This is a genomic window from Mobilitalea sibirica (assembly GCF_015999265.1).
GTDB lineage: Bacteria > Bacillota > Clostridia > Lachnospirales > Lachnospiraceae > Mobilitalea > Mobilitalea sibirica.
The window spans coordinates 148242-173564 of record NZ_JAEAGR010000005.1; the positions used below are offsets into that span (position 1 = coordinate 148242).

The 25323-nt window shown below is 37.4% G+C and carries 19 protein-coding genes and 1 riboswitch; of the genes, 15 read left to right on the forward strand and 4 right to left on the reverse strand.

The genetic code is table 11. From position 1 onward, the window contains the following. Positions 1-219: 219 nt before the first annotated feature. The 3 genes from aroA to aroF form a co-directional block, all read right to left on the reverse strand. Positions 220-1536 (reverse strand): 3-phosphoshikimate 1-carboxyvinyltransferase, encoded by a 1317-nt coding sequence (gene aroA / locus I5677_RS06875; protein ID WP_197660830.1) that lies wholly within the window; start codon positions 1534-1536, stop codon positions 220-222. A 225-nt stretch (positions 1537-1761) separates the two neighbouring features. After that, positions 1762-2871: a prephenate dehydrogenase gene (locus tag I5677_RS06880; protein ID WP_197660905.1), complete on the reverse strand. Its 1110-nt coding sequence runs from the start codon at positions 2869-2871 to the stop codon at positions 1762-1764. Between the two features lie 262 nt (positions 2872-3133). Next, complete coding sequence (gene aroF / locus I5677_RS06885; protein WP_197660831.1) at positions 3134-4147, reverse strand: 3-deoxy-7-phosphoheptulonate synthase; 1014 nt, start codon at positions 4145-4147, stop codon at positions 3134-3136. A 447-nt stretch (positions 4148-4594) separates the two neighbouring features. On the opposite strand from aroF, the gene fusA reads away from it, so the two are divergent. Both fusA and I5677_RS06895 read left to right on the forward strand, forming a co-directional pair. Then, the gene (gene fusA / locus I5677_RS06890; RefSeq protein WP_197660832.1) at positions 4595-6682 is read left to right on the forward strand and encodes an elongation factor G; all 2088 of its coding nucleotides are present in this window, start codon (positions 4595-4597) and stop codon (positions 6680-6682) included. Between the two features lie 272 nt (positions 6683-6954). Further along, entirely contained in the window at positions 6955-8406 is a 1452-nt protein-coding gene (locus tag I5677_RS06895; RefSeq protein WP_197660833.1) for an NCS2 family permease, read from the forward strand. Between the two features lie 568 nt (positions 8407-8974). Here the strand turns inward: I5677_RS06895 and I5677_RS06900 are convergent. After that, positions 8975-10249 carry a uracil-xanthine permease family protein gene (locus tag I5677_RS06900; RefSeq protein ID WP_197660834.1) on the reverse strand — a complete coding sequence of 425 codons (1275 nt, stop codon included), beginning with the start codon at positions 10247-10249 and terminating at the stop codon, positions 8975-8977. A 340-nt stretch (positions 10250-10589) separates the two neighbouring features. Here I5677_RS06900 and I5677_RS06905 point away from each other — a divergent pair, with 340 nt between their 5' ends. The 13 genes from I5677_RS06905 (at position 10590) to I5677_RS06960 (ending at position 25109) form a co-directional block, all read left to right on the forward strand. Then, on the forward strand, positions 10590-12497 hold the full coding sequence (locus I5677_RS06905) for a DUF4153 domain-containing protein (RefSeq protein WP_197660835.1): 1908 nt from the start codon (positions 10590-10592) through the stop codon (positions 12495-12497). A 102-nt stretch (positions 12498-12599) separates the two neighbouring features. After that, positions 12600-13340 carry a peptidylprolyl isomerase gene (locus I5677_RS06910; RefSeq protein ID WP_279380746.1) on the forward strand — a complete coding sequence of 247 codons (741 nt, stop codon included), beginning with the start codon at positions 12600-12602 and terminating at the stop codon, positions 13338-13340. A 29-nt stretch (positions 13341-13369) separates the two neighbouring features. Then, positions 13370-13498: a hypothetical protein gene (locus tag I5677_RS17325; RefSeq protein WP_279380747.1), complete on the forward strand. Its 129-nt coding sequence runs from the start codon at positions 13370-13372 to the stop codon at positions 13496-13498. A 261-nt stretch (positions 13499-13759) separates the two neighbouring features. Continuing rightward, positions 13760-14896 (forward strand): trans-sulfuration enzyme family protein, encoded by a 1137-nt coding sequence (locus I5677_RS06915; RefSeq protein WP_197660836.1) that lies wholly within the window; start codon positions 13760-13762, stop codon positions 14894-14896. 181 nt (positions 14897-15077) lie between these two features. Next, positions 15078-16256 (forward strand): MalY/PatB family protein, encoded by a 1179-nt coding sequence (locus tag I5677_RS06920; protein ID WP_197660837.1) that lies wholly within the window; start codon positions 15078-15080, stop codon positions 16254-16256. Positions 16257-16324: 68 nt separating this feature from the next. After that, entirely contained in the window at positions 16325-16768 is a 444-nt protein-coding gene (locus I5677_RS06925; RefSeq protein WP_197660838.1) for an RrF2 family transcriptional regulator, read from the forward strand. Positions 16769-17200: 432 nt separating this feature from the next. Continuing rightward, positions 17201-17382, forward strand: a riboswitch (Lysine riboswitch). A 284-nt stretch (positions 17383-17666) separates the two neighbouring features. Beyond that, on the forward strand, positions 17667-18572 hold the full coding sequence (locus I5677_RS06930) for a transporter substrate-binding domain-containing protein (RefSeq protein WP_197660839.1): 906 nt from the start codon (positions 17667-17669) through the stop codon (positions 18570-18572). Between the two features lie 408 nt (positions 18573-18980). Further along, a complete protein-coding gene (locus I5677_RS06935) occupies positions 18981-19766 on the forward strand; it encodes an amino acid ABC transporter permease (protein WP_197660840.1) in 786 nt (261 codons plus the stop codon). A 19-nt stretch (positions 19767-19785) separates the two neighbouring features. Further along, positions 19786-20520: an amino acid ABC transporter ATP-binding protein gene (locus tag I5677_RS06940; protein WP_206762679.1), complete on the forward strand. Its 735-nt coding sequence runs from the start codon at positions 19786-19788 to the stop codon at positions 20518-20520. Between the two features lie 387 nt (positions 20521-20907). Then, entirely contained in the window at positions 20908-22269 is a 1362-nt protein-coding gene (locus I5677_RS06945) for an amidase family protein (RefSeq protein ID WP_197660841.1), read from the forward strand. A gap of 32 nt (positions 22270-22301) precedes the next feature. Next, positions 22302-22766: a hypothetical protein gene (locus I5677_RS06950; RefSeq protein ID WP_197660842.1), complete on the forward strand. Its 465-nt coding sequence runs from the start codon at positions 22302-22304 to the stop codon at positions 22764-22766. A 325-nt stretch (positions 22767-23091) separates the two neighbouring features. Further along, complete coding sequence (locus I5677_RS06955; protein WP_197660843.1) at positions 23092-24363, forward strand: aminotransferase class I/II-fold pyridoxal phosphate-dependent enzyme; 1272 nt, start codon at positions 23092-23094, stop codon at positions 24361-24363. A gap of 44 nt (positions 24364-24407) precedes the next feature. Continuing rightward, the gene (locus tag I5677_RS06960; protein WP_197660844.1) at positions 24408-25109 is read left to right on the forward strand and encodes an HAD family hydrolase; all 702 of its coding nucleotides are present in this window, start codon (positions 24408-24410) and stop codon (positions 25107-25109) included. The last annotated feature ends 214 nt before the right edge of the window (positions 25110-25323 follow it).

Here is a 25323-nt window from a genome sequence, read left to right on the forward strand (position 1 = left end):
CATTATTTTAAACATAGCAATGGAGCGGGATACAAAGAATCCCACTCCAACTGATACAGAGCTATTTTTATGTTTTTTTTTCTTAGTTAGTAGTATTGCGTATACTATTTAAGAATTCTTATTTTAACAATATAATTCTAACGAAGGATTGCAATATATTAGACGTTATAAATAAATCATATAAATTCTAATGATTTTGATCGTATGAAACCACCATTATCAATGGGATTGATATAATTTCTTTAAATCAGTATAAAAATTAGGGTAGGAGATATCTACGCACTCTGCATTAAGAATTTCGGTATCACCCTCTGCCATCAGGGCTGCAACTGCAAAGGACATGGCGATACGATGATCTAATTTACTTTCAATAGTAGCTCCGTGAAGAGGTTTTCCTCCATTGATAATCATTCCGTCTTCCGTGGCTGTGATATCTGCACCCATTTTCGTTAGGTTCTCCACCATTACATCAATACGATTCGATTCTTTCACCTTTAACTCAGAGGCATCCTTAATTACTGTTTTTCCTTTGGCAAAGCAGGCAAGGATGGAGATCATCGGGATCTCATCAATTAATGTCGGAATAATATCCCCACCGATTTCTATCCCTTTCAGCTCACTATGGCGAACGACGATATCAGCTACCGGTTCCCCGCCGTCATCTCTTATGTTATCTAATGTGAGATCTGCTCCCATCTGCTTACATACCTTAAGCATACCGTCTCTTGTGGGATTAATACCTACATTTTTAATTAGTACTTCGGAGTTAGGAACCATCAGGCCGGCCGCTATGAAATAAGCGGCAGAAGAGATATCTCCCGGTACGGATATTTTCCTACCCTCCAGATAAGGTCCTGGTAAAATTGTTACGGTATTTCCCTTGGTTCGTATCGCTGCCCCGAATTGTGACAGCATAAGCTCTGTATGATTCCTGGAGATGTAAGGTTCGGTTACAGAGGTTTCTCCCTCAGCGTAAAGTCCTGCAAGTAAAATGCATGATTTTACCTGTGCAGAAGCGACCGGTGACTGATAACGTATCCCAGTTAACATATCGTTAAGATTGCTCATTTTATCAGCTGTACAATTTATAAGTAGAGGAGCACAATGATTACTCATCGCACTCTCGATATCTGCACCCATTTGTTTTAAAGGAGCAATAATTCTTCCCATGGGTCTGCGTCTAATGGATTCATCTCCTGTTAGGGTAACAGCAAAATCCTGTCCGCATAATATACCAGAAATGAGGCGCATGGTTGTCCCGCTATTGCCTACGTCCAGAGTTTGGTCTGGTTTTCGTAAGCCATAAAGACCCTTGCCGAGAATCGTAACGGTATCTGATGATGCTTGATTATTAATCTCAATTCCTAACTGGCGAAAGCAACGGATTGTTGACAGGCAATCGGCCCCATGTAAGAAATTGGTTATTTCGGTAGTGCCATTAGCGAGGGCACCAAACATAACAGCTCTATGGGAGATGGATTTATCACCCGGAACGGTAACACATCCTTTTAGAGGTCCATTTTTAACAAAAATCATAGTCTTAGGCTCCTTAGTTAGATTCATTTTTATATAAATATTTGACTTGATTCATAATAATCAACGATTTATTATATTGAATTCAATAAAGGGTAGTTTTTCCTAATGATAGACATTTTAATGAAGTAGTACATTTGGTTCTGTTTAGTAAATCATAAAGTTTTTATTTTATATACAGATATAAACATTCCCAAGTCTCTTATCTGAATGCTATAACTATAATGTCTATCTTTCATACACCCGATAGTTGTATTTCTTCAATAGGGATATGGCATTTTCCTCTGCCATTTGGTCATAAAATTCAATTCGAAGAACACCCTCTTCAAATTCTCTGTTATGAATTATTCCTATGTTTTTAATACTAATCTGATTACTGGCTAATAAAGTGGCTATGGTAGCGATAGCCCCTGCTTCATCCATAATATCCAGATATATTTCAAAGACTTTCTTCATTAGGCCAATGGATTTGTTTGGAATAGAATTGCGATATTCTCCCGCCTGATCAAACATTTGGTATAAATAATCCTCGTTTAAATGTCCTAAGGCCTCTGAAGCGTCCCTTAAAGATTGTATGTAACGGTCCAGTAATCTTTTAATATCTGTGGCATTGGTTAGACAGATATTTTGCCACATAACAGGAGAAGAGGAAGCAATTCTAGTTATATCTTTAAAACCTCCGGCTGCTAAAGCCCTCATTTTCTCTGCTTTATCATCAGAGTCCTTAATAAGATTAACCAGTTGTGCAGCGATAATATGAGGTACATGACTTATGGCTGCAGTTATTTCATCATGCTCCTTTGCTTCCAAAAGAATAGGGATCGATCCCATCTTCTTAACCAGATGGTATAAAAGCGCTACCTTGTCTTTCGGTGATTTCTTAGTTGGTGTCAGAATATAATATGCATTTTCAAGAAGAAGAGCATAGGAATTAAGATACCCTGTTTTTTCGGAACCGGTCATCGGATGTCCGCCGATAAATTGCTTCTCTAGCCCTATTTCTTCTATTGTAGTATGAATATTGCCTTTTACACTACCGACATCAGTTAGAATACAGGTGGGCTTTATGAATGCTTTTAGTTGCTTTACATATGCAATGTTAGCCAAAACCGGAGCACATAAGAATATAAAATCGCATTCCGGAATACCTTTATCCAAAGAAAATGTAATTTCATTCAGATTACCATCATGTAAGGCGGCCGCTAAATCACTGCTGGGTTTATTCTTATGGTAGTCATAAGCATATAGATAAACGTCCGGGTTGATTTTTTTTAATGCACGGGCTATGGAACCGCCAATCAATCCAAAACCGATAAAACCAATTTTTAATTCTTTCAATACTTCAACCTTAAAATCATCAAAGTCACTAAAATCACTAAAGTCGCTAAAGTCACTGTCTATACCACTCATGAATACCTCCTTATTTCTATCTATGTCCATAATAATATCACTTATTTAGATGTATCAGATGTTCCATATTATATCATTAAGATGTAGTAATTGTTCTATAAATTGTAAATTTAGTTCGTTTTTCGTAAATATTAATAATATATCCGAATAGCTTTTAATGTCTATGCTACGGTTTTGATATGGGATTTTGTTAAAGACTTTTTCCCATAATTTCTATCAGTGGTCTTAATTCCTGCGTTAGCTTCTCAAACTGCTCAAATGTTAAGGACTGTGGTCCGTCCGATAAAGCACAGGAAGGATTGGGATGAGTTTCAATCATAAGGCCATCTGCACCTGTAGCTATCGCTCCCATAGAAAGAGGCTTTACATAAGCCCTTACACCGGTTGCATGGCTGGGGTCCACAATAATGGGAAGATGACTTTTTTCCTTAATCACCGGTACCGCGGATAAGTCCAAGGTATTACGGGTTGCAGTTTCAAAGGTACGAATGCCCCGTTCACATAATACAACGTTAGGATTCCCTTCTGATATAATATATTCCGATGCATTCAACCATTCGTCAATCGTGGCAGAAAGACCACGTTTTAATAATACAGGAAGACCGGTTTTTCCTGCTTCTTTAAGCAGATAGAAGTTTTGCATATTTCTGGCACCAATTTGAAGCATATCTACGTATTTTACAGCAGCCTCTATTGCATTCAAACTGGTAACTTCACATATAACCGGTAGGCCGGTTTCCTCCCTTGCTTCCTTCATGAATTTTAACCCTTCTTCTTCGAGGCCCTGAAAGGCATAAGGAGAAGTTCGTGGTTTATATGCGCCTCCTCTTAGGATATGAGCGCCAGCCTTTTTTATCGCATGAGCCGTGATAAGTAACTGCTCCTTACTCTCAATCGCGCAAGGACCGGACATAATAACAACAGTTTTGCCTCCAATTTCAACGTTACCTACCTTTACGATAGAGGGGTCAGGATGAAATTTTTTATTGGCCAGTTTGTAACTTTCGGTTACCGCAACAATTTTTTCAACATCCTCAAAAATCTCAAGATTTTGATCCTGAAGCTTGGTTTTATCACCGACTACACCGATAATAGTTACTTCTTTACCGGCGGAAATGTGTGCATCCAATCCTTTCGATTCAATTATATTTTTAATCCTTTGAATGGACTCTTGTTTTGCCTGAGGCTTCATTACTATAATCATAATATTTCTCCCTTCAATTCACGCACTAAATCATTAATTTTATTCAGATACAGTATACTCTGTTGGCAGATAACTTATCAAAGATACATAACTAACGATTCATATGTTTTTGCTGGATGTAGAATAAGTTATGTATAAAACGTTATCGATTACATATGTACTTCCAATGAAGCCAACAGTATTACTATGCACTTATACTGCAATTAGTTTGCTTTCCATAGACTATACTCCAATTATACAGTGGTGTCAATACTCTATTGCGTTAAAGTGTAACGGTTTAAAGTGAAAAAGAAATAACTTTGTTAATATTTACATAAAAGTATTGTAAATCTGGCCCTACTCTAGTAAAATATACTAAGAGGTATCTATGGGTGATTACGGGGGCTTGTTCCCTTTGTATAGCCACTCCTACTACTTACTACAAAAATTGTATTGGAGGAAATCAGTATGAATGTTTACACTTCGGAAAAGATTCGCAACGTTGTTTTGTTAGGCCACGGTGGCTGTGGCAAGACTACTTTAGTCGAAGCCATGGCGTACACAGCAGGGATACTCAAACGACAAGGAAAAGTTGAAGAGGGGAATACAATCAGTGATTACGACAAAGAGGAACAGAAAAGATTATTCTCCATCAGTACAACCGTAGTACCAATCATCTATGAGGACACAAAGATCAACTTTTTAGACACTCCCGGTTACTTTGATTTTGTTGGTGAAGTTGAAGAAGCACTCGCTGTAGCAGATGCGGCAGTCATTGTTATTTCCGCAAAAGCAGGTGTAGAAGTAGGAACATTAAAGGCATGGGATTTCTGTGAGAAATTCAATCTGCCAAGAATTTTCTTTGTTACGGATATGGATGATGATAATGCAAGTTATCGTCAGGTAGTAGAAGATTTAACTGAGCATTATGGTAAGAAGATAGCTCCTTTTCATATTCCGATTAGGGAGAATGAGAAGTTTGTTGGATTTGTTAATGTAGTTAAAATGGCCGGTAGAAAGTTTACAACGGCAAGCGATTATGTGGAGTGTGATATTCCAGAATATAGTAAAGAAAATCTTTCAAAGTTCAGAGAAGTTTTGTTAGAAGCTGTTGCTGAAACGAACGAAGAATTAATGGAGAAATATTTTAGTGGTGAAGAATTTACACAGCAGGAAATTTCTCAGGCACTTCGAAATAATGTTATAGATGGTTCCGTCGTTCCGGTTCTGATGGGCTCAGGTATCAATGCACAGGGGACAACCATGCTGTTGCAGGCAATCGAGAAGTATTTCCCGGATCCGACGAAGACTAAGATTACAGGCAAAAACACTAAGACAGGTGAAGACTTTGAATCGAACTACGATGAGAAGAAGCCATTCTCTGCCAGGGTATTTAAGACAATTGCTGATCCGTTTATCGGTAAGTTTTCCTTGATTAAGGTTTGCTCCGGTGTATTGACAACCGATACTCCGGTTTACAATACCTTAAAGGAAACAGAAGAAAAGGTTAATCGTATCTATGTACTCCGTGGTAAGGATCAGGAAGAAGTGAATGAACTGCATGCCGGAGATATCGGTGCCCTTGGTAAATTAAATGATACGGTAACCGGTGATTCGCTTTCTACCAAGGCTGCACCTATTGCATATGATCCGATCGAGGTATCTACCCCTTATACCTATCAGCGTTTTAAAACTAAGAATAAAGGCGATGATGATAAGGTTTCTCAGGCACTTGCCAAATTAATGGATGAAGATCTTACATTAAAAATGGTAAATGATAAAGAAAACAGACAGACCCTATTATATGGTATCGGTGATCAGCAACTGGATGTTACTGTATGCAAGCTTTTTACAAAGTATAAAGTGGAAATAGAAGTGATGAAGCCGAGAGTACCTTACAGAGAGACAATCCGCAAGAAAGTTAAGGTACAGGGTAAGCATAAGAAACAGTCCGGCGGACATGGTCAGTATGGTGATGTTCATATTGAATTTGAGCCTTCCGGTGACTTAGAAACTGCATTCGTATTCGAAGAGAAAATCTTTGGTGGAGCTGTGCCAAGGAACTACTTCCCGGCAGTTGAGAAGGGAATTGCAGAATCCGTTATTAAAGGACCTGTAGCCGGATATCCGGTTGTTGGCCTGAAAGCCACCTTAGTGGATGGATCCTATCATCCGGTAGATTCTTCTGAAATGGCCTTCAAGATGGCAACCATACAGGCATTTAAACAGGGCTTTATGCAAGCATCTCCGGTACTCTTAGAGCCAATTGTATCCTTAAAGGTTTTAATACCGGATAAATTCACCGGTGATATCATGGGTGATTTAAATAAGCGTCGCGGTAGAGTATTAGGCATGAATCCGATTGCAGGAGGAAAACAGGAAATCGTTGCTGATATTCCGCTATCGGAATTATACGGATACTCTACAGACCTTCGTTCTATGACCGGTGGTATCGGTGATTTCTCCTATGAATTCTCTAGATATGAACAGGCTCCTTCTGATGTACAGCAGAAGGTAATGGAAGAGAATGCAAAGGAAGAGGATCACGAAGATTAATACTTATATTATTGATTAGCAAAATTAATAAATAAGCTTCTTGTATAATATAGTATTATTTGATAGAATTTTTGTTGTCGGAAAGATAATAACAACTGGTTGACAATTGACAACTAAAAGAATGAATTTAACGCTCCTAAATATGTTCTGCCTTACAGGGTATGTTTAGGAGCGAAGATTTTTTCGAAGAGGAAATCATTCACTTAAGATATGAAAAGAGAAATTATATCAACTAATTTCTCTTTCAATATATAATAAAAAGGAGAGAATTTATGGAAAAGTTTTTTAAGCTTAAGGCTCATGGAACAACCGTTCCAAGAGAGATCGTAGCCGGCGCAACCACCTTCTTTGCAATGGCGTACATTATCTTTGTAAACCCTGCTATGTTATCATTAACCGGCATGCCTCAGCAAGCTGTATTTTTGGCAACAGTAATTGCAGCGGTTGTAGGTACTTTAGTCATGGGCTTATTTGCTAACGTACCTTATGCTCAGGCTCCCGGTATGGGCTTGAATGCATTCTTTGTTTATACTGTTGTTTTTGGTCTCGGATTTTCATGGCAGCAGGCTCTGGCAATGGTATTTATTTGTGGTCTAATTAACGTATTAATCACTGTTACAAAACTTCGTAAATTAATCATTAAGGCAATACCTGAAAGCTTACAGCATGCAATCGGTGGAGGTATCGGTATATTCATTGCATACATCGGTTTAAAAAATGCAGGTTTACTTCAATTTACTTCTGATCCCGGTACTTATTCACCTGCAGTTCCGAATGCAACCGGAGATATCAATGTATTTGCTGATGCCGTAGTTTCTAAGGGTAAAGATATTGTTCCTGCTCTTGTAAAATTTAATAATGCAGGTGTTATTTTAGCTCTTATCGGTATTATATTAACCTTTGTATTATTAGTATTAAAGGTTAAGGGTGCTATCTTTATTAGTATTCTTGTTACAACACTCATCGGTATTCCTATGAAGGTTGTTGATGTATCAGGTTTTGGTGCTACTGCTGGCTTAGCAGAATCCTTTAGTGATTTAGGAACAACCTTTGGTGCAGCATTTGGTAAGGAAGGGCTCTTATCCTTATTCGATGATCTATCCCAGATACCTCTTATATTGATGACAATCTTTGCATTCAGTTTATCAGATACCTTTGATACGATTGGTACCTTTATCGGAACCGGTAGAAGATCCGGTATCTTTGATGAGGCTGATGAGAAAGCTCTTCAGGAGAGTAAAGGCTTTAAATCTAAGATGGACAAGGCTTTATTTGCAGACTCCATCGCCACCTCTATCGGTGCAGTATTCGGAACTTCCAATACAACTACTTATGTAGAAAGTGCAGCCGGTATTGAAGCCGGTGGTCGTACCGGTTTAACCTCAGTAGTTACTGCTTTATTATTTGTAGTAAGTATCTTCCTTGCACCTGTAATCGGAATCGTTCCTGTTCAGGCAACCGCTCCTGCATTAATTGCAGTTGGTATTATGATGTTAGCGGCATTCAAGGATATTAACTGGACTGATTTAGAAGATGCAATCCCAGCATTCTTTGCTGCAATCTTTATGGCCTTCGTTTATAGTATATCTTATGGTATCGCAGCAGGTTTCATTTTCTACTGTATCGTTAAGGTTGTTAAGGGTAAAGTGAAAGACGTTAGTCCTGTTCTTTGGGTAGCTACTGCTTTATTTATTCTTGACTTTGTAATTCATGCTATTCTTTAATAAAGACCAATTTCAAGAGCTTGTTTTCATGCTTTAGGACAAGCAAGATACCTAATTAGTACTTAAGTTAAATCTTTTGATGAATTTAATCTATTTTATAATAAAAGCATAAAAAAGGGGCATCAGCCCCTTTTTTTGTACCTACTATACTGATATCAAACTCATTTATTGTGTTTAACTATCTTTTGAACATTTCTCAGGTTCCATCCGGATTAACTCCCATTCACCCTCTTTATTTTTTCTATATTGTGCGATCTCAATATCTGTATCATTAGTCAAATGAAAAAACTCAATCAGATATTCCTTGCCGTCGGTACCGGAAAAGTAGATATGTTTTACATAGCCATTCTGTATCGTTGGATACAGTTGTTCATAAGCATACCATCAATTTCACTTTTTCTTCTATTAATATATATGGTATAACGGGTGAATACAGATTATTTTTCGTGTAATAAAGAAAAAAATCCAGAAACAAAAATAAACAGCAAGAAGAACAGAATAGTCATCCTTCTTGCTGTTTAAAATTCGTTTATACTTCTATATTTAATTAATATTCAGCTAAATTTGATTATTCTTTCTCTAAAACACTATCTTTACCTTCCGGAAGGATAAGTGCTAATACCATACCAACGATAGCTGCTAATGCAAGACCAGAGATTGTTACGGTATCGGTAATCGGGATACTGTCACAGCCAATACCTAATACGAAGATGAGAGCTGCTATCATAAGGTTTCTGCTGTTACCAAAGTTAAGTCTTGAATTAATCAGGATACGAACACCTACGGAGGAAATCATACCATAAAGTACAATACTGATACCGCCGGTAACAGGGCTAGGGATACTGGTTACGAGGCCACCGAATTTTCCGATGATACCGAGAAGAATAGCTGACCAAGCAGCAAAACGGATTACGGAAGGATCATAGTTTTTAGTTACTGCTAAAACACCGGTATTCTCACCGTAAGTAGTATTCGCAGGTCCACCAAGTAAACCGGCGAAAGCGGTAGCTATACCATCACCAAGAATTGTTCTGTGAACACCGGGATCAACCATAAAGTTCTTTCCAACAACAGCACTGTTCGTTGTAATATCACCAACATGCTCAATTAATGTAACTAATGCGATTGGTGCAATTGCTAAAATTGCATCTAACTTAAAGGCAGGTAATTGGAATAATTGATCTCTGATGCTTGTATCAGCAAGAGATAACCACTCTGCATTTTTTACCGGTGTGAAATCCACAAAGCCAAGAGGGATACATACAATATATCCAACAATAATTGCAAACAGAATTGGCATTAAATTATAAATACCCTTTGCAAAAACAGAGATACAGATAACTACGGTAAGTACAATAACAGTTACAAGTACTGCTTTTAAATTAAATTCATTATTATAGTAGAAAGCACTACCAATTGCCACACCACTAAGACGTAGACCGATTACTATAATAATTGGACCTGTAACGATGGGTGGCAATAACTTGTTCACCTTTTCATAACCGATTAGCTTAATTAACAATGAAAAAACTGCATAAATCAGACCTGCAACTATCAATGCGCCCTTTACTGCCGCAAGCTTGTCTAAAAAGTCCGGATCACCTATTCTGGAGTCCCCTATCACAGCCATAATACCAACCATGAATGCGAAGCTTGAACCTAAAAAAACAGGAACCTTCTTTTTTGTTATTAAATGAAATAACAAGGTTCCTGCTCCGGCACAAAATAATGTAATTGAGGTACTAAGCCCTGTTAATGCAGGAACTAATACCGTTGCACCAAACATTGCTAGCACGTGTTGAAAACCTAGAACAATTTTTTTGTGAAGTGTCTTTTCTTGCATACTTTTCTCCTTTTGCTTAAAATTTTTTTGGTTATGAAAACATTCCCTAAAACATTAACCTTATAAATTCTACAGTATATCTAAAAATAAATCAATAGTTTTTTGCATATTTCTTAAAAAAACATATAAAACAATAAAAAAATATAAAAACTTACACTGGTAGCTTGAAAAACCTTTTTACAGAAATGACGTATCGGTATGATATCAATTTATTGAAATGTGTAGGAAACACATGCTATAATTTATCATAACGTGGAGTATTTATTATTCATAGTATACCTATGTAAAGATTGTATCATTCTAAGTGTCAAAAGGGTTTTTAAGTACGAGGAGGTTTTATATGAAGAACTTAGACAAACTAAAACATAGACTTGTAGGTCTTACAAATACGATAACCCGTTTTCCTCTTACGGTAGTTTTTCTTATGGCAATTACAATTTTGAATGCCAGGCTAATTATTACAGAGAAGGATGATAATTACGTCAGATTGTTACTATCCTTTGCTATCGGTTTAAGTGTATATACAGTATTTCAACTAATTTATGAACGATTTTTTCAAGATATAAAAATTCGTCTCGTTTTCATGGCAACTTCCGTGATGGCTTTTTTCATCTGTTTTCTTGTGTTGGGAGAGAAGACAATAGCGGAACAAATATCCATACGTATTACGGTTATTCTCTTTATCCTATTGATTGCTTTTCTGTGGATACCATCCATAAAGAACAAGATTAGTATCAATGAAACTTTTATGGCAGGATTTAAGGCTTTCTTTATTTCAATCTTTTTTTCGGGAGTATTGTTTTTAGGATTTGTTTTAGTGCTTGGAGCGATTGATATCCTAATTGTATCCATAGATGAAACCTTTAATATCCATGCAGCGAATGTCATATTCGTACTCTATGCGCCCTTATATTTTTTATCTATGATACCGGTGTATCCGAAGAATGATTTTGTGCTGTCATTTCCATATAAAAGTAGGAAGGGTGTAAAAACTAATGGAGACAAGGGAGATATAGAAGATAAGGGAGATATAGAAAATAAGGGAGTTATGGAAGATAAGGATGCCTGTTATGACAACGAGATAGCCGATAGCATGAATGCAGTCATAACATCGGTTACTCCTTCTAAATTTCTTGTAAGTTTATTAACCTATGTGATTATTCCCATAACATTTATTTTCACGGTTATTTTACTTCTATATATTATTATGAATATTACCGGTGAGTTTTGGACGAATAATTTAATGGAGCCGCTATTGGTTTCCTATTCCATAACGGTTATTATTGTTTACCTGATGGTGGCAAGACTTGATAATTCCATAGCAAAGGCCTTTCGTAGAGTATTTCCGAAAGTATTAGTACCAATCGTTTTATTCCAAACGATTTCCTCAGTTTTAATGATTAGTGAGATAGGTATTACTTATGGAAGATACTATGTGATATTGTTCGGGATATTTGCTACGGTTTCCGGTATTTTGTTCTGCATTGTTCCGGTGCCAAAGAACGGCATTATAGCCCCTGTTTTGATTATATTATCCTTGCTATCTATTCTGCCTCCGGTGGATGCCTTTACCATAAGCAGAATCAATCAGACCGGAAGGCTAAAAGAAGTTTTACTTGCGAATGATATGCTGGAGGAGGACAATATCATTCCGAAAGCAGATATGAGTGATGAGGATAAAAAAGTATTAAGAAGTGCTGTTAGATACTTAGACCAATTAGATTATACGGAGAATATCGAATGGTTAAGTACTTATTACGAAACGAAGAACTTTAAAAGTACCTTTGGTTTTGATGCCCATGAATTTGTGGTGGATAAATATATTAATTTAAATTACTATAGAGAAGATACTCATCCTATTAATATTGCTGGATATGATTATATGTTTGAAAGCAATGTTTATTTCAGAGACAGATTTGACAGTGATAATCAAGAGATCGGGAGAGTCACAAAGGGTGGTAAAAATTATAGCCTTCAAAATACTAAGGACGTTGAAGACCAGCAGGCAATCATATTAAAAGATGAAACAGGTAATGAGATAATTAAATTTCCGGTGAATATAGTTTTTGATTATTTCCAAAATGAAAAACAGGAATTGTCCGGACCAATATCACCGGAAGAGTCTGAATTTACGATGGAAAATGAAAAGGTAATCCTTACGCTGATTACGAAAACAGTTAGCATAAGAGAATGGGAAGATGGCGTGGATAAGGATGCCTATGTTATGATACTTTTGAAGATTAAATAAGATTGTCAATTAATATATGATTAGTTTATAATATTTTATGCTGTAATGAGATTATGACGTATACTTACGTAAAACTAAGAAAGATCAATCGGAGGTAATAGTATGATGAAAAAAGTTTACTTACTTATTGTATTTATTACGTTTATAACACTACTTGGAGGATGTTTAAAATCAAACGATGCTGTATTAACGCCGGATGAAAAAATTGGAAACGATGATGAAAATGAAGAAAGTGACACTATACAATTTGCATTGCCGAAGGAGGGCGATCAGGTTGCTCAAATTGTGATAAAGGATTTCGGTTCAATTTATGTAAGATTTTTTGAGGAAGCTGCTCCTAAGGCGGTTGAGAACTTCCTAACTCATGCAAAGAACGGATATTATGATGGTCTAACCTTTCATCGGATCATTGAAGATTTTATGATACAGGGAGGAGATCCTACCGGTACCGGAACCGGCGGTGAAAGTATATGGGGTAAGGATTTTGAGGATGAATTTGCAGAGGATTTACATCCATACCGGGGAGCTCTTTGTATGGCAAATTCCGGACCCAATACTAATGGAAGCCAGTTTTTTATCGTACAATCGGAAGCTACGTATACAGAAGATATACTACAACAGATTGAACAGTTGTATAATAAAAAATTTGATAAAAAAGCCATTCAAAATTATGGTAAAATTGGAGGAACACCCTGGCTCTTCCGTTCCCATACGGTGTTTGGACAAGTGTATGACGGATTAGAAGTATTGGATGCCGTGGCAAAGGTGAAGAAAGCAGATGAAGAACAGGGCATACCGGCCGAACGTGTAATTATTGAAAAAATTGTTGTATCAGAGTACTAAGCAATAAAATATACAGGGGGGAGTAATTTATGTATTCATTTATTTCATTTTATGCGTTGTTAATGCAGATTTTAATTATTATTTTACTTATACTTGGTATCTATGCTTTAATGATGATTATAAAAGCTTTACAGGTTTATATTCGAAAGAATAGTTAAATTATTTAAATACTTCTGTATTGCAAAAGGGGATGTTGAACGTATTCATTTTGTCACATCCCCTAATTTTAATGTTTTACAATGAAAGAAATTATCGACGAAACTGTCATGACATATCGTTTCGAACGTATTAGATCAAAACAGATTTCTTATATTATTTAGACGAAAAATAGTTGACAATAGTAAAAAAATTCTCTATACTTTTAAACCATACTAAGTTGATAGGAAAAATGAGGAATGATAGAAAGGTGAGAGAATTGTATGGAGATTTCAACCCTATGTATACACGGAAGTACAGATAGTTCCGACACTACCGGCTCAATTACCGTTCCTATATATCAGACGGCTACCTTTGTTCATCCGGCCGTCGGACAAAGCACTGGCTATGATTATTCCCGCGTACAGAATCCGACCAGAGAGCAGGTTGAGAAGATTATAGCGAAGCTAGAGAAGGGGGTTGATGCATTGGCATTTTCCTCCGGTATGGCTGCAATTGCTGCAATGATGGAGTTGTTTGAGCCGGGAGACCATATCATTGCATCAGAAGATCTGTATGGTGGTTCTATACGGCTTTTCAATAACTTATCAAGAAAAAACGGAATTACCTTTGATTATATCAATATGTCGAAAACAGAAGATATAGTAAGGGTAATAAAGCCTGAAACAAAAGCGGTATTTATTGAAACACCCTCGAATCCCATGATGCAGGTAACAGATATTGCAGAGGTGGCTAAGATTACAAAAGACAGAGGGTTGTTATTGATTGTAGATAATACCTTTCTTACACCTTATTTTCAATTACCGCTTCGGTTGGGAGCCGATATTGTGATACATAGCGGTACGAAATATCTATCGGGACACAATGATACACTGGCAGGATTTCTTGTTGTAAATTCAGAGGAGCTTTCACAGCGGTTGCGATATATTTATAAGACTACTGGAGCGTGCCTATCCCCCTTTGACAGTTGGCTGATTATTCGTGGATTAAAAACTCTGGCGGTTCGGATGGAGAAGCAGCAGGAGAATGCGACTAGACTGGCTACCTGGTTAAGTAACCATAGCAGGGTTACTAAAGTATATTATCCTGGACTTGTCTCACACCCTGACTATGAGATATCCAAAAAGCAAGCCAGAGGCTTTGGTGCCATGATTTCATTTGAGGTTGATAGCGAGGAAACAGCAAGAAAGATTTTGGAGAGAGTAAAGATAGCTCTCTATGCGGAAAGCCTTGGAGGAGTAGAATCTCTTATTACATATCCAATGCTTCAAACCCATGCCGATGTCCCAAAAGAGGAGAGGGAAGCCAAAGGTATTCATGAAAGACTGCTTCGCATGTCAGTCGGGATTGAGGATATTAATGATATAATTGAGGATTTAGCACAAGCATTACTATCATAAAACGATAATAATAATTTCTAATCAATTACCTGTATATAACTTTTACGGTATAGAAAACAAATAGATAGTGATAAAAAGTTTTAAGTTTGTATGTCATGTCTTAATCTGAAGATAAACTGACACGATGTATAGGAATGGTAAAATAGGACGTATATTAATATAGAAACAAGGGGGAATAACATTGAGCTTAAGTCATTTTGATGAGATAATTAATCGGAAAGGCACCAATTCCATTAAATATGATTTTGCTGTCCAAAGAGGAAAGCCGGAGGATTTACTTCCCCTTTGGGTTGCTGATATGGATTTTCGCACCCCACCTGAAGTAACGAGAGAATTGAAAAAGGCAGTTGACCATGGGATTTATGGATATTCAGAAAGTAAGGAAGAGTATTTCGCTGCCATCCAGGGGTGGTATCAAAAACGATTTGATTTTGAGATTCAAAAGGAATGGCTTGTAAAAACTCCCGGAGTGGTTTTTGCCATAGCGATGGCGATTCGGGCTTTTACGAAAGAAGGGGATGCGGTATTAATCCAAAGGCCGGTATATTATCCGTTTTCCGAAACCATTCTTGCTAACAATCGAAAATTAGTGAATAATCCGCTTGTATATGAAGACGGTTCCTACCGCATTGATTTTGATGATTTTGAAACAAAAATCACAAAGAATAATGTTAAGTTATTTTTATTATGCAGTCCTCATAATCCAGTCGGAAGAGTATGGACGAGAGAGGAATTAATTCGATTGGGTGACATCTGTATCAGACATAATGTCATGGTTATATCGGATGAAATCCATGCAGATTTTATTTATAAAGGATATCATCACTCAATATTTGGCAAACTAAAGGATGAGTTTTTACAGAATTCCATCTTATGTACGGCACCAAGTAAAACCTTTAATTTGGCAGGTTTACAGGTTTCCAATATCCTGATTGCGAATAAGGATATTAGGGATAAATTTAAGAATGAAATACGAGCCAGCGGCTATAGTCAGTTAAACACCATGGGGTTGATTGCCTGTCAGACAGCGTATGAGTCCGGTGCTGAGTGGTTGGATGATCTACTGGGATATCTGGAAGAAAATCTAGAGTTCACCAGAAACTTTTTAAAGGAACATCTGCCGCAGATTAAACTGGTGGAGCCCCAGGGAACTTATCTTCTTTGGCTAGACTTTAGTACGCTTAACCTTAGCGAAAAGGCATTGGAAGACTTAATTGTTAGACGTGCTAAGCTATGGCTGGATCATGGTACGATGTTCGGGTCCGAGGGCAGAGGCTTTCAAAGAATTAATATGGCATGCCCCAGAGAGATACTTAAAAAAGCCTTGATACAGCTTGAGAAAGCAATTAATACATTGTAAATTAGGCTTATATCTGAACATAAGGCGAATAAAGCAAAACATGTAATTTTTTTAAAGGAGGAAGACAGATGAAGATATCCTCAAAAGGACGATATGGCTTAAGAGCTATGATTGACCTCATATTAAATTCCAATAATGAACAAGAGCATGTGTCCCTCATCAGCATAGCACAACGCCAGGATTTATCGAAGAATTATCTGGAGCAGGTGTTTGCCATCCTTAGAAAAACAGGTATTGTAAAAAGCGTTAAGGGTGCTCAAGGAGGCTATATTCTGGCAAAAGCTTCTTCAGAGATTACGGTTGGTGATGTATTAAGGGCTCTTGAAGGTGATATGTCAGTTTACGATGAAGAGGAATCACGATTAATAAATAATAAGATAGAAAACTGCATCAGAAATAATATCTGGAACAGGTTAGATGAGAAGATCATTGAGATTATTGATGGAATTACTCTTGAAGATATCGTGAATGAATATAAAAGAGGCGAAGATATGGTTATGTATTATATTTAATATGAAATAACACAAAAGTTTTTTTATGTTACTTCCCGTGTACATGACAAATGACTAATAGTTTACTTGATATGCAGTAATTAACAGATAATTATCAGTTGCACTGTGATTTTGGTAGAAATTTGGAAAATTCACTGAAATAACGGAGATTGCTTATAAGATGTTCGACATTATAACAATTACCAGATTGACAGATATAATTTGTTGTTGTAAACTTAAAGCGTAATTTAGCTGACGACGGACAAGCACTCAACGGCTGCCGGTCATCCTATGGCATACAATCAGATAAAGTTAACTAGGATGAAGCAAAAATAAAAGAGTAAGCGAATAACAGAAGTTATTTCGTTTACGTGATATTGTCAGTAAAGGTTTGGCGTAATATTAAATTAGCAGATATCTTAGTCTAAATAATATATGGATTGCCTCACTTCAAAGTGAGGTAGAGGAGCGGTCTTTAACAGTCTGTAGGGGAGCTTGAGAAGCTATGAAGCTACGGAGAAGGAAAGACTGCCGAAGCTTATAATATACTCGATATTATTTGCTGGGTCTACAGTTAAGAGCTGTAGGACTGTCTCATTAAGCTACCCGGTTTAATGAGATGTGCTATCTCATCATGGGAAGAAGAGGGCTCGGAGCAATGTGGCTTAACCTGAGTAAACCTCAGGTTTTTTCTGTTGTAAAATTAATTTTGTTACATTACAAAATACCGACTACAATCATAGGAAAAGTATACTTAGATGAGTTATCTATATAAGTATCAGAAATAGTCGATGGATAAAATTGATAATTTGAGTATTTAATTAGACTATTGCTTGAAAGTCTTAACAAGTAAAAAACGGTATACAAAACCGTTTACAATAGGGAGCATAATTCCCTTATAAGAAAGAGGAGGAAAATTATGAAAAAATTATTATCTTTACTAGCTGTTATATTGTCAGTGATGGTTCTGGCGGCAGCCTGCACAACCAAGGAAGAGGAGACAAACCCTGGAAACGATGATACTCAGGGTAATACTGAAACTCAGGATAATACCGAGGCTCAGGATAATGAGAATCAGGAGACAGAAAAGAAAGACACCTTCAAGGTAGGTCTTGAAGCTGGGTATGCACCTTTTAACTGGACACAGTATGATGATTCTAACGGTGGTGTTCCAATTGACGGCAGTGCTGAATATGCCGGTGGATATGATGTGGAAATTGCAAAAAAAATTGCAGAAGGTCTTGATAAGGAATTAGTAATCGTAAAAACTGAATGGGATGGTCTCGTTCCTGCATTAGTATCAGGAAAAATTGATGCAATTATTGCAGGTATGTCTCCGACAGCAGAGCGTAAGGAAACCATTGATTTTTCAGACAACTATTATAAGTCTGATCTGGTTATGGTAGTAAAAAAGGGTGGGGCTTATGAGAATGCAACCTCGATCCAGGACTTCTCCGGTGCGAAAATTACAGCACAGTTAAATACCTTCCACTACTCTGTAATCGATCAGATCGAAGGTGTTAAGAAGGAAACAGCTATGGACAATTTCCCGGCTATGCGTGTTGCACTTGAAGCAGGTATCATTGATGGATATGTATCAGAGCGTCCTGAGGGTGTAAGTGCTTCTGCAGCTAATGAAAATTTTGCTATGGTAGTATTTGATGAAGGCTTTGAAACTTCGGAAGATGATACTGCGATTGCTGTTGGATTAAAAAAGGACAGTGAGCTAACAGAGAAAATTAATGAAGTTTTGGCTGGGATTTCTGAAGAAGAGCAAATCAGTATTATGGATACGGCTATTCAGAACCAACCTTCAGCAGAATAAGAAAAATATAAAATAATTTCATGTAGTATAGTCAAGATAAATATAAAGGAATATACCATATCTTTAACATGTGCATTGCTTGTGTCGGATATTAAAGCTTATTCGATATAGAGGCTGTCTGCAGGCCCTGTCAGGTTCATGTAGGCAGCCTATAAATATGCGCAAAGTCAAAGCGAACAGACGTGAGACATACAATACATAATGTTATACTCGTATAAGAAAGTATTACATTCATAAGCGGTTATAGCATTATAAATTAAATTTGTCTGAAGGATGCAAGTGAGCCCGCGAACTGCTCTAGACGAAGCATCGAGCGGGTAAACGAAAATTCACCTAATGGGGAATATCCTTCGGTTTTTGTTATTAACATAGAGTACAGTGTATAGCTAGAAAGGCTTGGTGCAGATTATGACCTGGGAATGGTTAATAAAAATCGTACAGAATAATTGGCCCAGTTTCTTAAGGGGAGCATGGGCAACGCTATATATATCAATTATCGGTACAATACTAGGATCTCTGATTGGTTTATTAATTGGTACGATACGTACGATACCGATGCCGGACAGAGGGCTTAAAAGAATAGTATTAAAAATAAGTAATGTGATATTGTCGATGTATGTTGAGTTTTTCCGTGGAACCCCTATGATAGTACAGGCCATGGTTATCTTCTACGGCTCTGCTATGGCATTTGGAATTGATATGGATAGAACCATAGCAGCTATCTTCATCGTATCGATCAATACTGGTGCTTATACGGCAGAGATTGTCCGTGGTGGAATTATCTCTATCGATAAAGGACAATTTGAAGCAGCTCATGCGATTGGTATGAATCATACAAAGACAATGCTTCATGTAGTACTACCTCAGGTGTTAAGAAATATTCTGCCACCTATGGGTAATGAATTTGTTATCAATATAAAGGATACCTCAGTGTTGAATGTTATAGCCGTATCGGAATTATTCTTTACAACAAAATCCGTGGCAGGTAATAATTATCGATACTTTGAAGCATTCTTCGTGGCAAGTATTCTTTATCTGATCATGACGCTAACAGTAACCCGTATCTTAAGATTTATTGAGAGAAGATTGGATGGACCTGAGAATTATAACATTATCCCCGGCAACCAGATGCAGGTTGAACGACCAGAGGATCTACTTCACAAGGATAAGTCCAATACAAAAACCGGCATTTAGTCAGAAGGAGGAAATAACGATGGAAAATGTGATAGAAATCCGGCATCTAAGAAAATCCTTCGGGACGAATGAAATATTAAAAGATATAGACTTTAATGTTCGAAAGGGTGAGGTAGTCTGTATCATAGGTGCTTCCGGATCGGGGAAATCAACCTTACTACGCTGCATCAATCTGTTGGAAAAACCCAGCGGGGGTGAGATCATATATAACGGAGAGAATATACTGGATGATAAGCATGATATCTTTGCTTATCGGACTAAACTGGGTATGGTGTTCCAGCAGTTTAATCTGTTTAACAATCATGATGTTTTAAGTAACTGTATGGTTGGTCAGATAAAGGTTTTAAAAAGATCGAAGGAACAAGCCAAAGAAGTGGCGATGAAATATCTAACCGTGGTAGGAATGGATCAGTATATCAATGCGAAGCCAAAACAGCTTTCCGGTGGGCAAAAGCAGAGGGTGGCTATAGCAAGGGCTCTATCCATGGAACCGGATGTTTTACTGTTTGATGAGCCAACATCAGCCCTAGATCCAGAGATGGTCGGTGAAGTTTTGGCTGTCATGAAGGAACTGGCACAGAGCGGTCTTACGATGTTAGTAGTAACCCATGAGATGGGCTTTGCCAGTGAAGTGGCTGATCGTGTTGTATTCATGGATAAGGGAGTAATTGCGGAAGAAGGATCGCCGGAGCAGATATTCAACCATCCGACACAGGAGCGAACGAAGGAATTCTTAAAGAGAGTATTAAGATAAAATAGTAAAATAGAGATATCTATTTGACGGATAGATATATATATTACCCGATGATTTAGTATTACTCATAACATTGGATATTAAATGATCGTATAGATAATATTGTGGCTTCGAAAGATAGGCTATTATAATAATCATTTTATGAAAGATTGATTTGATTATAGGCTGAAGAAATTGGAGAATTTTAACCATATCAATAATTATGCGCCAAGTTGATAACTTTCCGTTAAGCGGTAGTAATCAATTTGGCGTGTTGTATTTTCGTAGTTAATTCTTTATAATAGATTTAATGGTAAATAGAGGTTTTATTATAAAGAGATGAAAGCAATATAAGATAGAAGAAGTTGTAAGTGTAATAAACATATTTAAAATTCATGGAGGAGCTATATGATAAATATCAATGAAATAACAATACGCAGAATGCAGGAGATGTTTCAGAATAAATCACTGACAGTGAAAGAACTGGTACAAAGCTATATAGACCGTATCCATGATCTGGATGAAGGGCAGGATGGTCTTAACAGTGTCATTGAGATTAATCCGGATGCGCTAAGCATAGCGGATGAACTTGACAAACAGGGATACCAAAGTAACCTTGTATTATACGGTGTTCCGGTTCTTATTAAAGATAATATTGCAACAGACGATCGTATGCATACCTCAGCCGGTTCTCTGGCACTTAAAGATTCCTATGCCGGATATGATGCGGATTTGGTGAAAATGCTTCGTAAAAATGGAGCGGTTATTCTGGGTAAGACCAACCTTACCGAGTTTGCTAATTATATGACTCAGGATATGCCTAACGGCTATAGTTCCAGAGGAGGGCAGGTTAAAAATCCGTATAATAAGGAGCGGGATCCCTTAGGCTCCAGCGCCGGCTCCGGTGTGTCGGTAGCAGCGAATCTATGTGCCACCTCCATCGGTTCTGATACCTGTAATTCCATTGTAGCCCCGGGATTGGCCAATGGAATCGTAGGCTTTCGTCCTTCCACCGGGGTAATCAGCCAAAAGGGAATTATACCAATTAGCTTTACCTTGGATACTGCAGGACCATTCTCAAGAACGGTTGAGGATGCAGCAATCATGCAGGCAGGACTTACCGATACTCCGGTTGTAATTCCGGAGAGGTTCGATGTGAAAGGTATGATCATCGGATATAACGATTGGGACAACGGGGAACTGACGGAGGAAACAGTTGTAATTACAGAGAGAATGATAAAAGAACTGGAAAACCAGGGAGCTATTATAAAACGGATCAGTATTCCGGAGACAAAGTACATTATGGACACTATGAAATATGAATTTAAGTATGCCATGAATCAATATCTAAGCACCTTACCAAAGGACTATCCTATTAAGACCTTAAAAGATATTATTGATTATAATGAACTCCATAAAGAGGAGGCCTTAAGATACGGTCAGACCTTCTTAATCGATGCCGAGGAGAATACTACCGGTAATCTTACTGAAACAGCTTATAAAGAATTATTAGAAGATCGTAAGGTAAGTATGCTAAAGATTAGAGAACAGTTAAAAGATATGGATCTTTGTATTATGCTTTCCTATAATAACATTCTTCAATATACAGCATTACCGGTAATCACCATACCCTGTGGATTATACGAGGATGGTATGCCCTTTGGTCTCCAGATCACAGCCATAACGGATGAGCAGCTGTTAAAACATTCTTATGTGATTGAGAAAGCAGTTGGACAAAGAGTTGAACCCAAACTGTTTATTAATAAGTAATCCATAGTAACAGGTTCTTTAGGAGGTATAAGATGAAACATAAGGTATTAGAAAATGCAGTTCGGGATCTGAAGGAGAAAAAGAATAATTCTAAGGATAGATATATGAAACCCCTTAATGTAGATCTGTTAGAGAGGATTACACAAAGACTGATAGAATTTTCTGACAACTGTGATGAATGTACAAACTTCATAACCGATTTAACAGACTTACTTAACGATATTATCTATAAACAGGAACCTTTGGATAAGAAAGACTTCATGCGGTTTCAGAGTAAGTTAAAAGTTATCACACAGCATATGGAGAAGGAACATAATCTGCTACCGGATGGCCATTATATATCAATGTATCTGCCCTTAGGAATCAGCTTTGGACTTATTTTTGGATTGATTTTGTTTGATAATATCTCAATGGGTTTACCGCTTGGTGTAGCATTTGGATTAATCATTGGGTCTTCCATGGATGCAGATGCTAAAAAGAAGGGAAAGACGATATAAGAATTATTTGGCTTATTATATTGAGAATAGTTTTCTTATATTAGTATTCAATGCAGAAGTTTCATAGCTGAATATTAAAATGGATTGAGGTCTTAATGAAAGATTTCAATCTATTTTCGTATGTGCGAAAACAAATGGTAAAATATATAGTTGACATGCATTTGTATACTTATTTATGAGTTTATTTGCTATTACAAGCTATTAGGGGTAAAATATAAGTATAAATCGCAAGAAGTATTTGACGAAAGAGCTTAAGTTAATTATTATGAAAAGAGTAATTGTTAGAGATTGCTACAGATGAGTTATGTTGGGAGGAAACAAGAGAATGGAATTTATGAAAATGGATGCGAAAGCATTACAGAAATACAAAGATGAGTTGATGAGACAGTATGAGGACTTTCAAAGTCAGAAATTAAAATATGATATGTCCCGTGGAAAGCCTTGTCCCGAACAGTTAGACCTATGTGCAGATATGCTTAATTTGAAGGAATATAAAACAGCTGACGGTATAGACTGTAGAAATTATGGGGGGATTGACGGAATTCCTGAAGCAAAACAACTATTTTCCAACCTTCTTGAAGCCGACCCAGATGAAATAATTATCGGTGGTAATTCTGCACTGAATATGATTTATGACACCATAGCCGGAGCAATGTCTTTCGGTGTATCAGCCGGAGAGATTCCTTGGGGTAAACTTCCCAAGGTGAAGTTCTTATGCCCAAGTCCCGGCTATGACAGGCATTTCGCTATATGTGAATTGTTTGGAATAGAGATGATTATCGTGGATATGAATTCGGACGGACCGGATATGGACGCGGTTGAAAGACTTGTAGCGGAGGATGAGGAAGTCAAGGGTATGATATGCGTTCCGAAGTATAGTAATCCCAGTGGAATTACGTTCTCTGATGAAGTGGTGGACAGGCTGGCAAGGATGAAGACCAAGGCGAAGGATTTTAGAATCTTTTGGGATAATGCGTACTGCGTTCATGATCTTAATGAGCAGGGCGATAAGCTAAAGAATCTATTTAAGGCTTGTAAAGAGACCGGGAATGAAGACAGGGTATATGTCTATACCTCAACCTCTAAGATAACCTTCCCGGGAGCAGGCGTAGCCATGATGGCTTCCAGTAAGGCTAATCTTATTCAGATCAAAAAGAGAATATCAATACAAACCATTGGTCCGGATAAGTTAAATCAGCTTCGTCACGTAAAGTTCTTAAAAAGCATGGAGAATATTAAGGAACACATGAAAAAGCATGCCATGATTATTGGACCGAAATTTACCGCCGTGCTTGATATACTTGATACACAGTTAAAAGGAAAAGAAATCGCTTGGTGGAATAAACCGAACGGAGGATATTTTATCAGCTTAGATACTTTAGATGGATGTGCAAAAAAAGTAGTTGCCATGTCAGCCGAAGCAGGTGTGGTTATGACCGGCGCAGGGGCAACCTTCCCCTATGGTAAGGACCCCAGAGACAGGAATATCCGCATAGCACCGACGTTCCCTTCCTTGGAGGAACTTACGAAAGCGATTAAAGTAATCTGCATCTGTATTCAAATCGTAAGTATAGATAAACTATTAGAGAATAAATAAGATTAATCCAATCGAGACACTGACGAGAGGCAACAGGAGATAAAATGAAAGATACGAATAGGCTTATACAGCCAGAGGTATTAGTGACGGATTTTGATCGGACTTTGACCTATCTATATAAGGATCCTACGCTTTTACCGGAACTGGCCAATCGGATTCGTTCACTTTATGGCAGGAGCTTAGAGATACCCCGTGAATATGTAGAGAATGAAATCGACGGTTATATGGTTTGGCATAAGCTTCATGATATTGCAGTGAAGAACTTTCCAAAGGCGGAAGCAGATAGGATCAATAAGCAGGCAGAGGATGTCGTTACAGATTTTGAATTACAGATTGTAAAAAGAGTTGGATTGTTTCCCGGTGTCCCGGAAGCGGTAAGACAGCTTCGGTCCAAAGGAATAAGGCTGGGCCTTGTATCAAGCAATGCAACCTCAGTCGTACAATACGCCCTTTTAGAAGTTAACATTCTAACAGAGTTTACCTATGTAGATGGCAGGCCTTATCCGTTTCATCCAGAACTTATAAAACCCAATCCCTATCCGCTTAACAAAGCACTGGCAGCCATGAACGCAGATCAAGCATCGTTTTGGTATGTTGGGGACGATAAGGTAGATATGGTGGCAGCAAAAGCTGCGAATGTTACCGCTGTCGGAGTATGTACGGGTCGTTACCTTAAAGAGGAGCTTTTAGAGGCAGGAGCAGATATGGTATTAGCGTCTTTTATGGATATACCGTCATATTTTTAGATCTATATGGATCGTACTGTATCTATGTGTAGCAACACATGGATACGGTTTTATTTTTTTATCATGGAGATAACTGTGTGTATGCAATCACTGTATTTTGTGTAACCTATACAAAAATTTATAAAAAGTCTGTTACTTTTATTTTACCGACAAGTATTTACAAAATATGTATTTTGATTTATGATAAGTATAGTATAAATGTAGGTTAAACTAT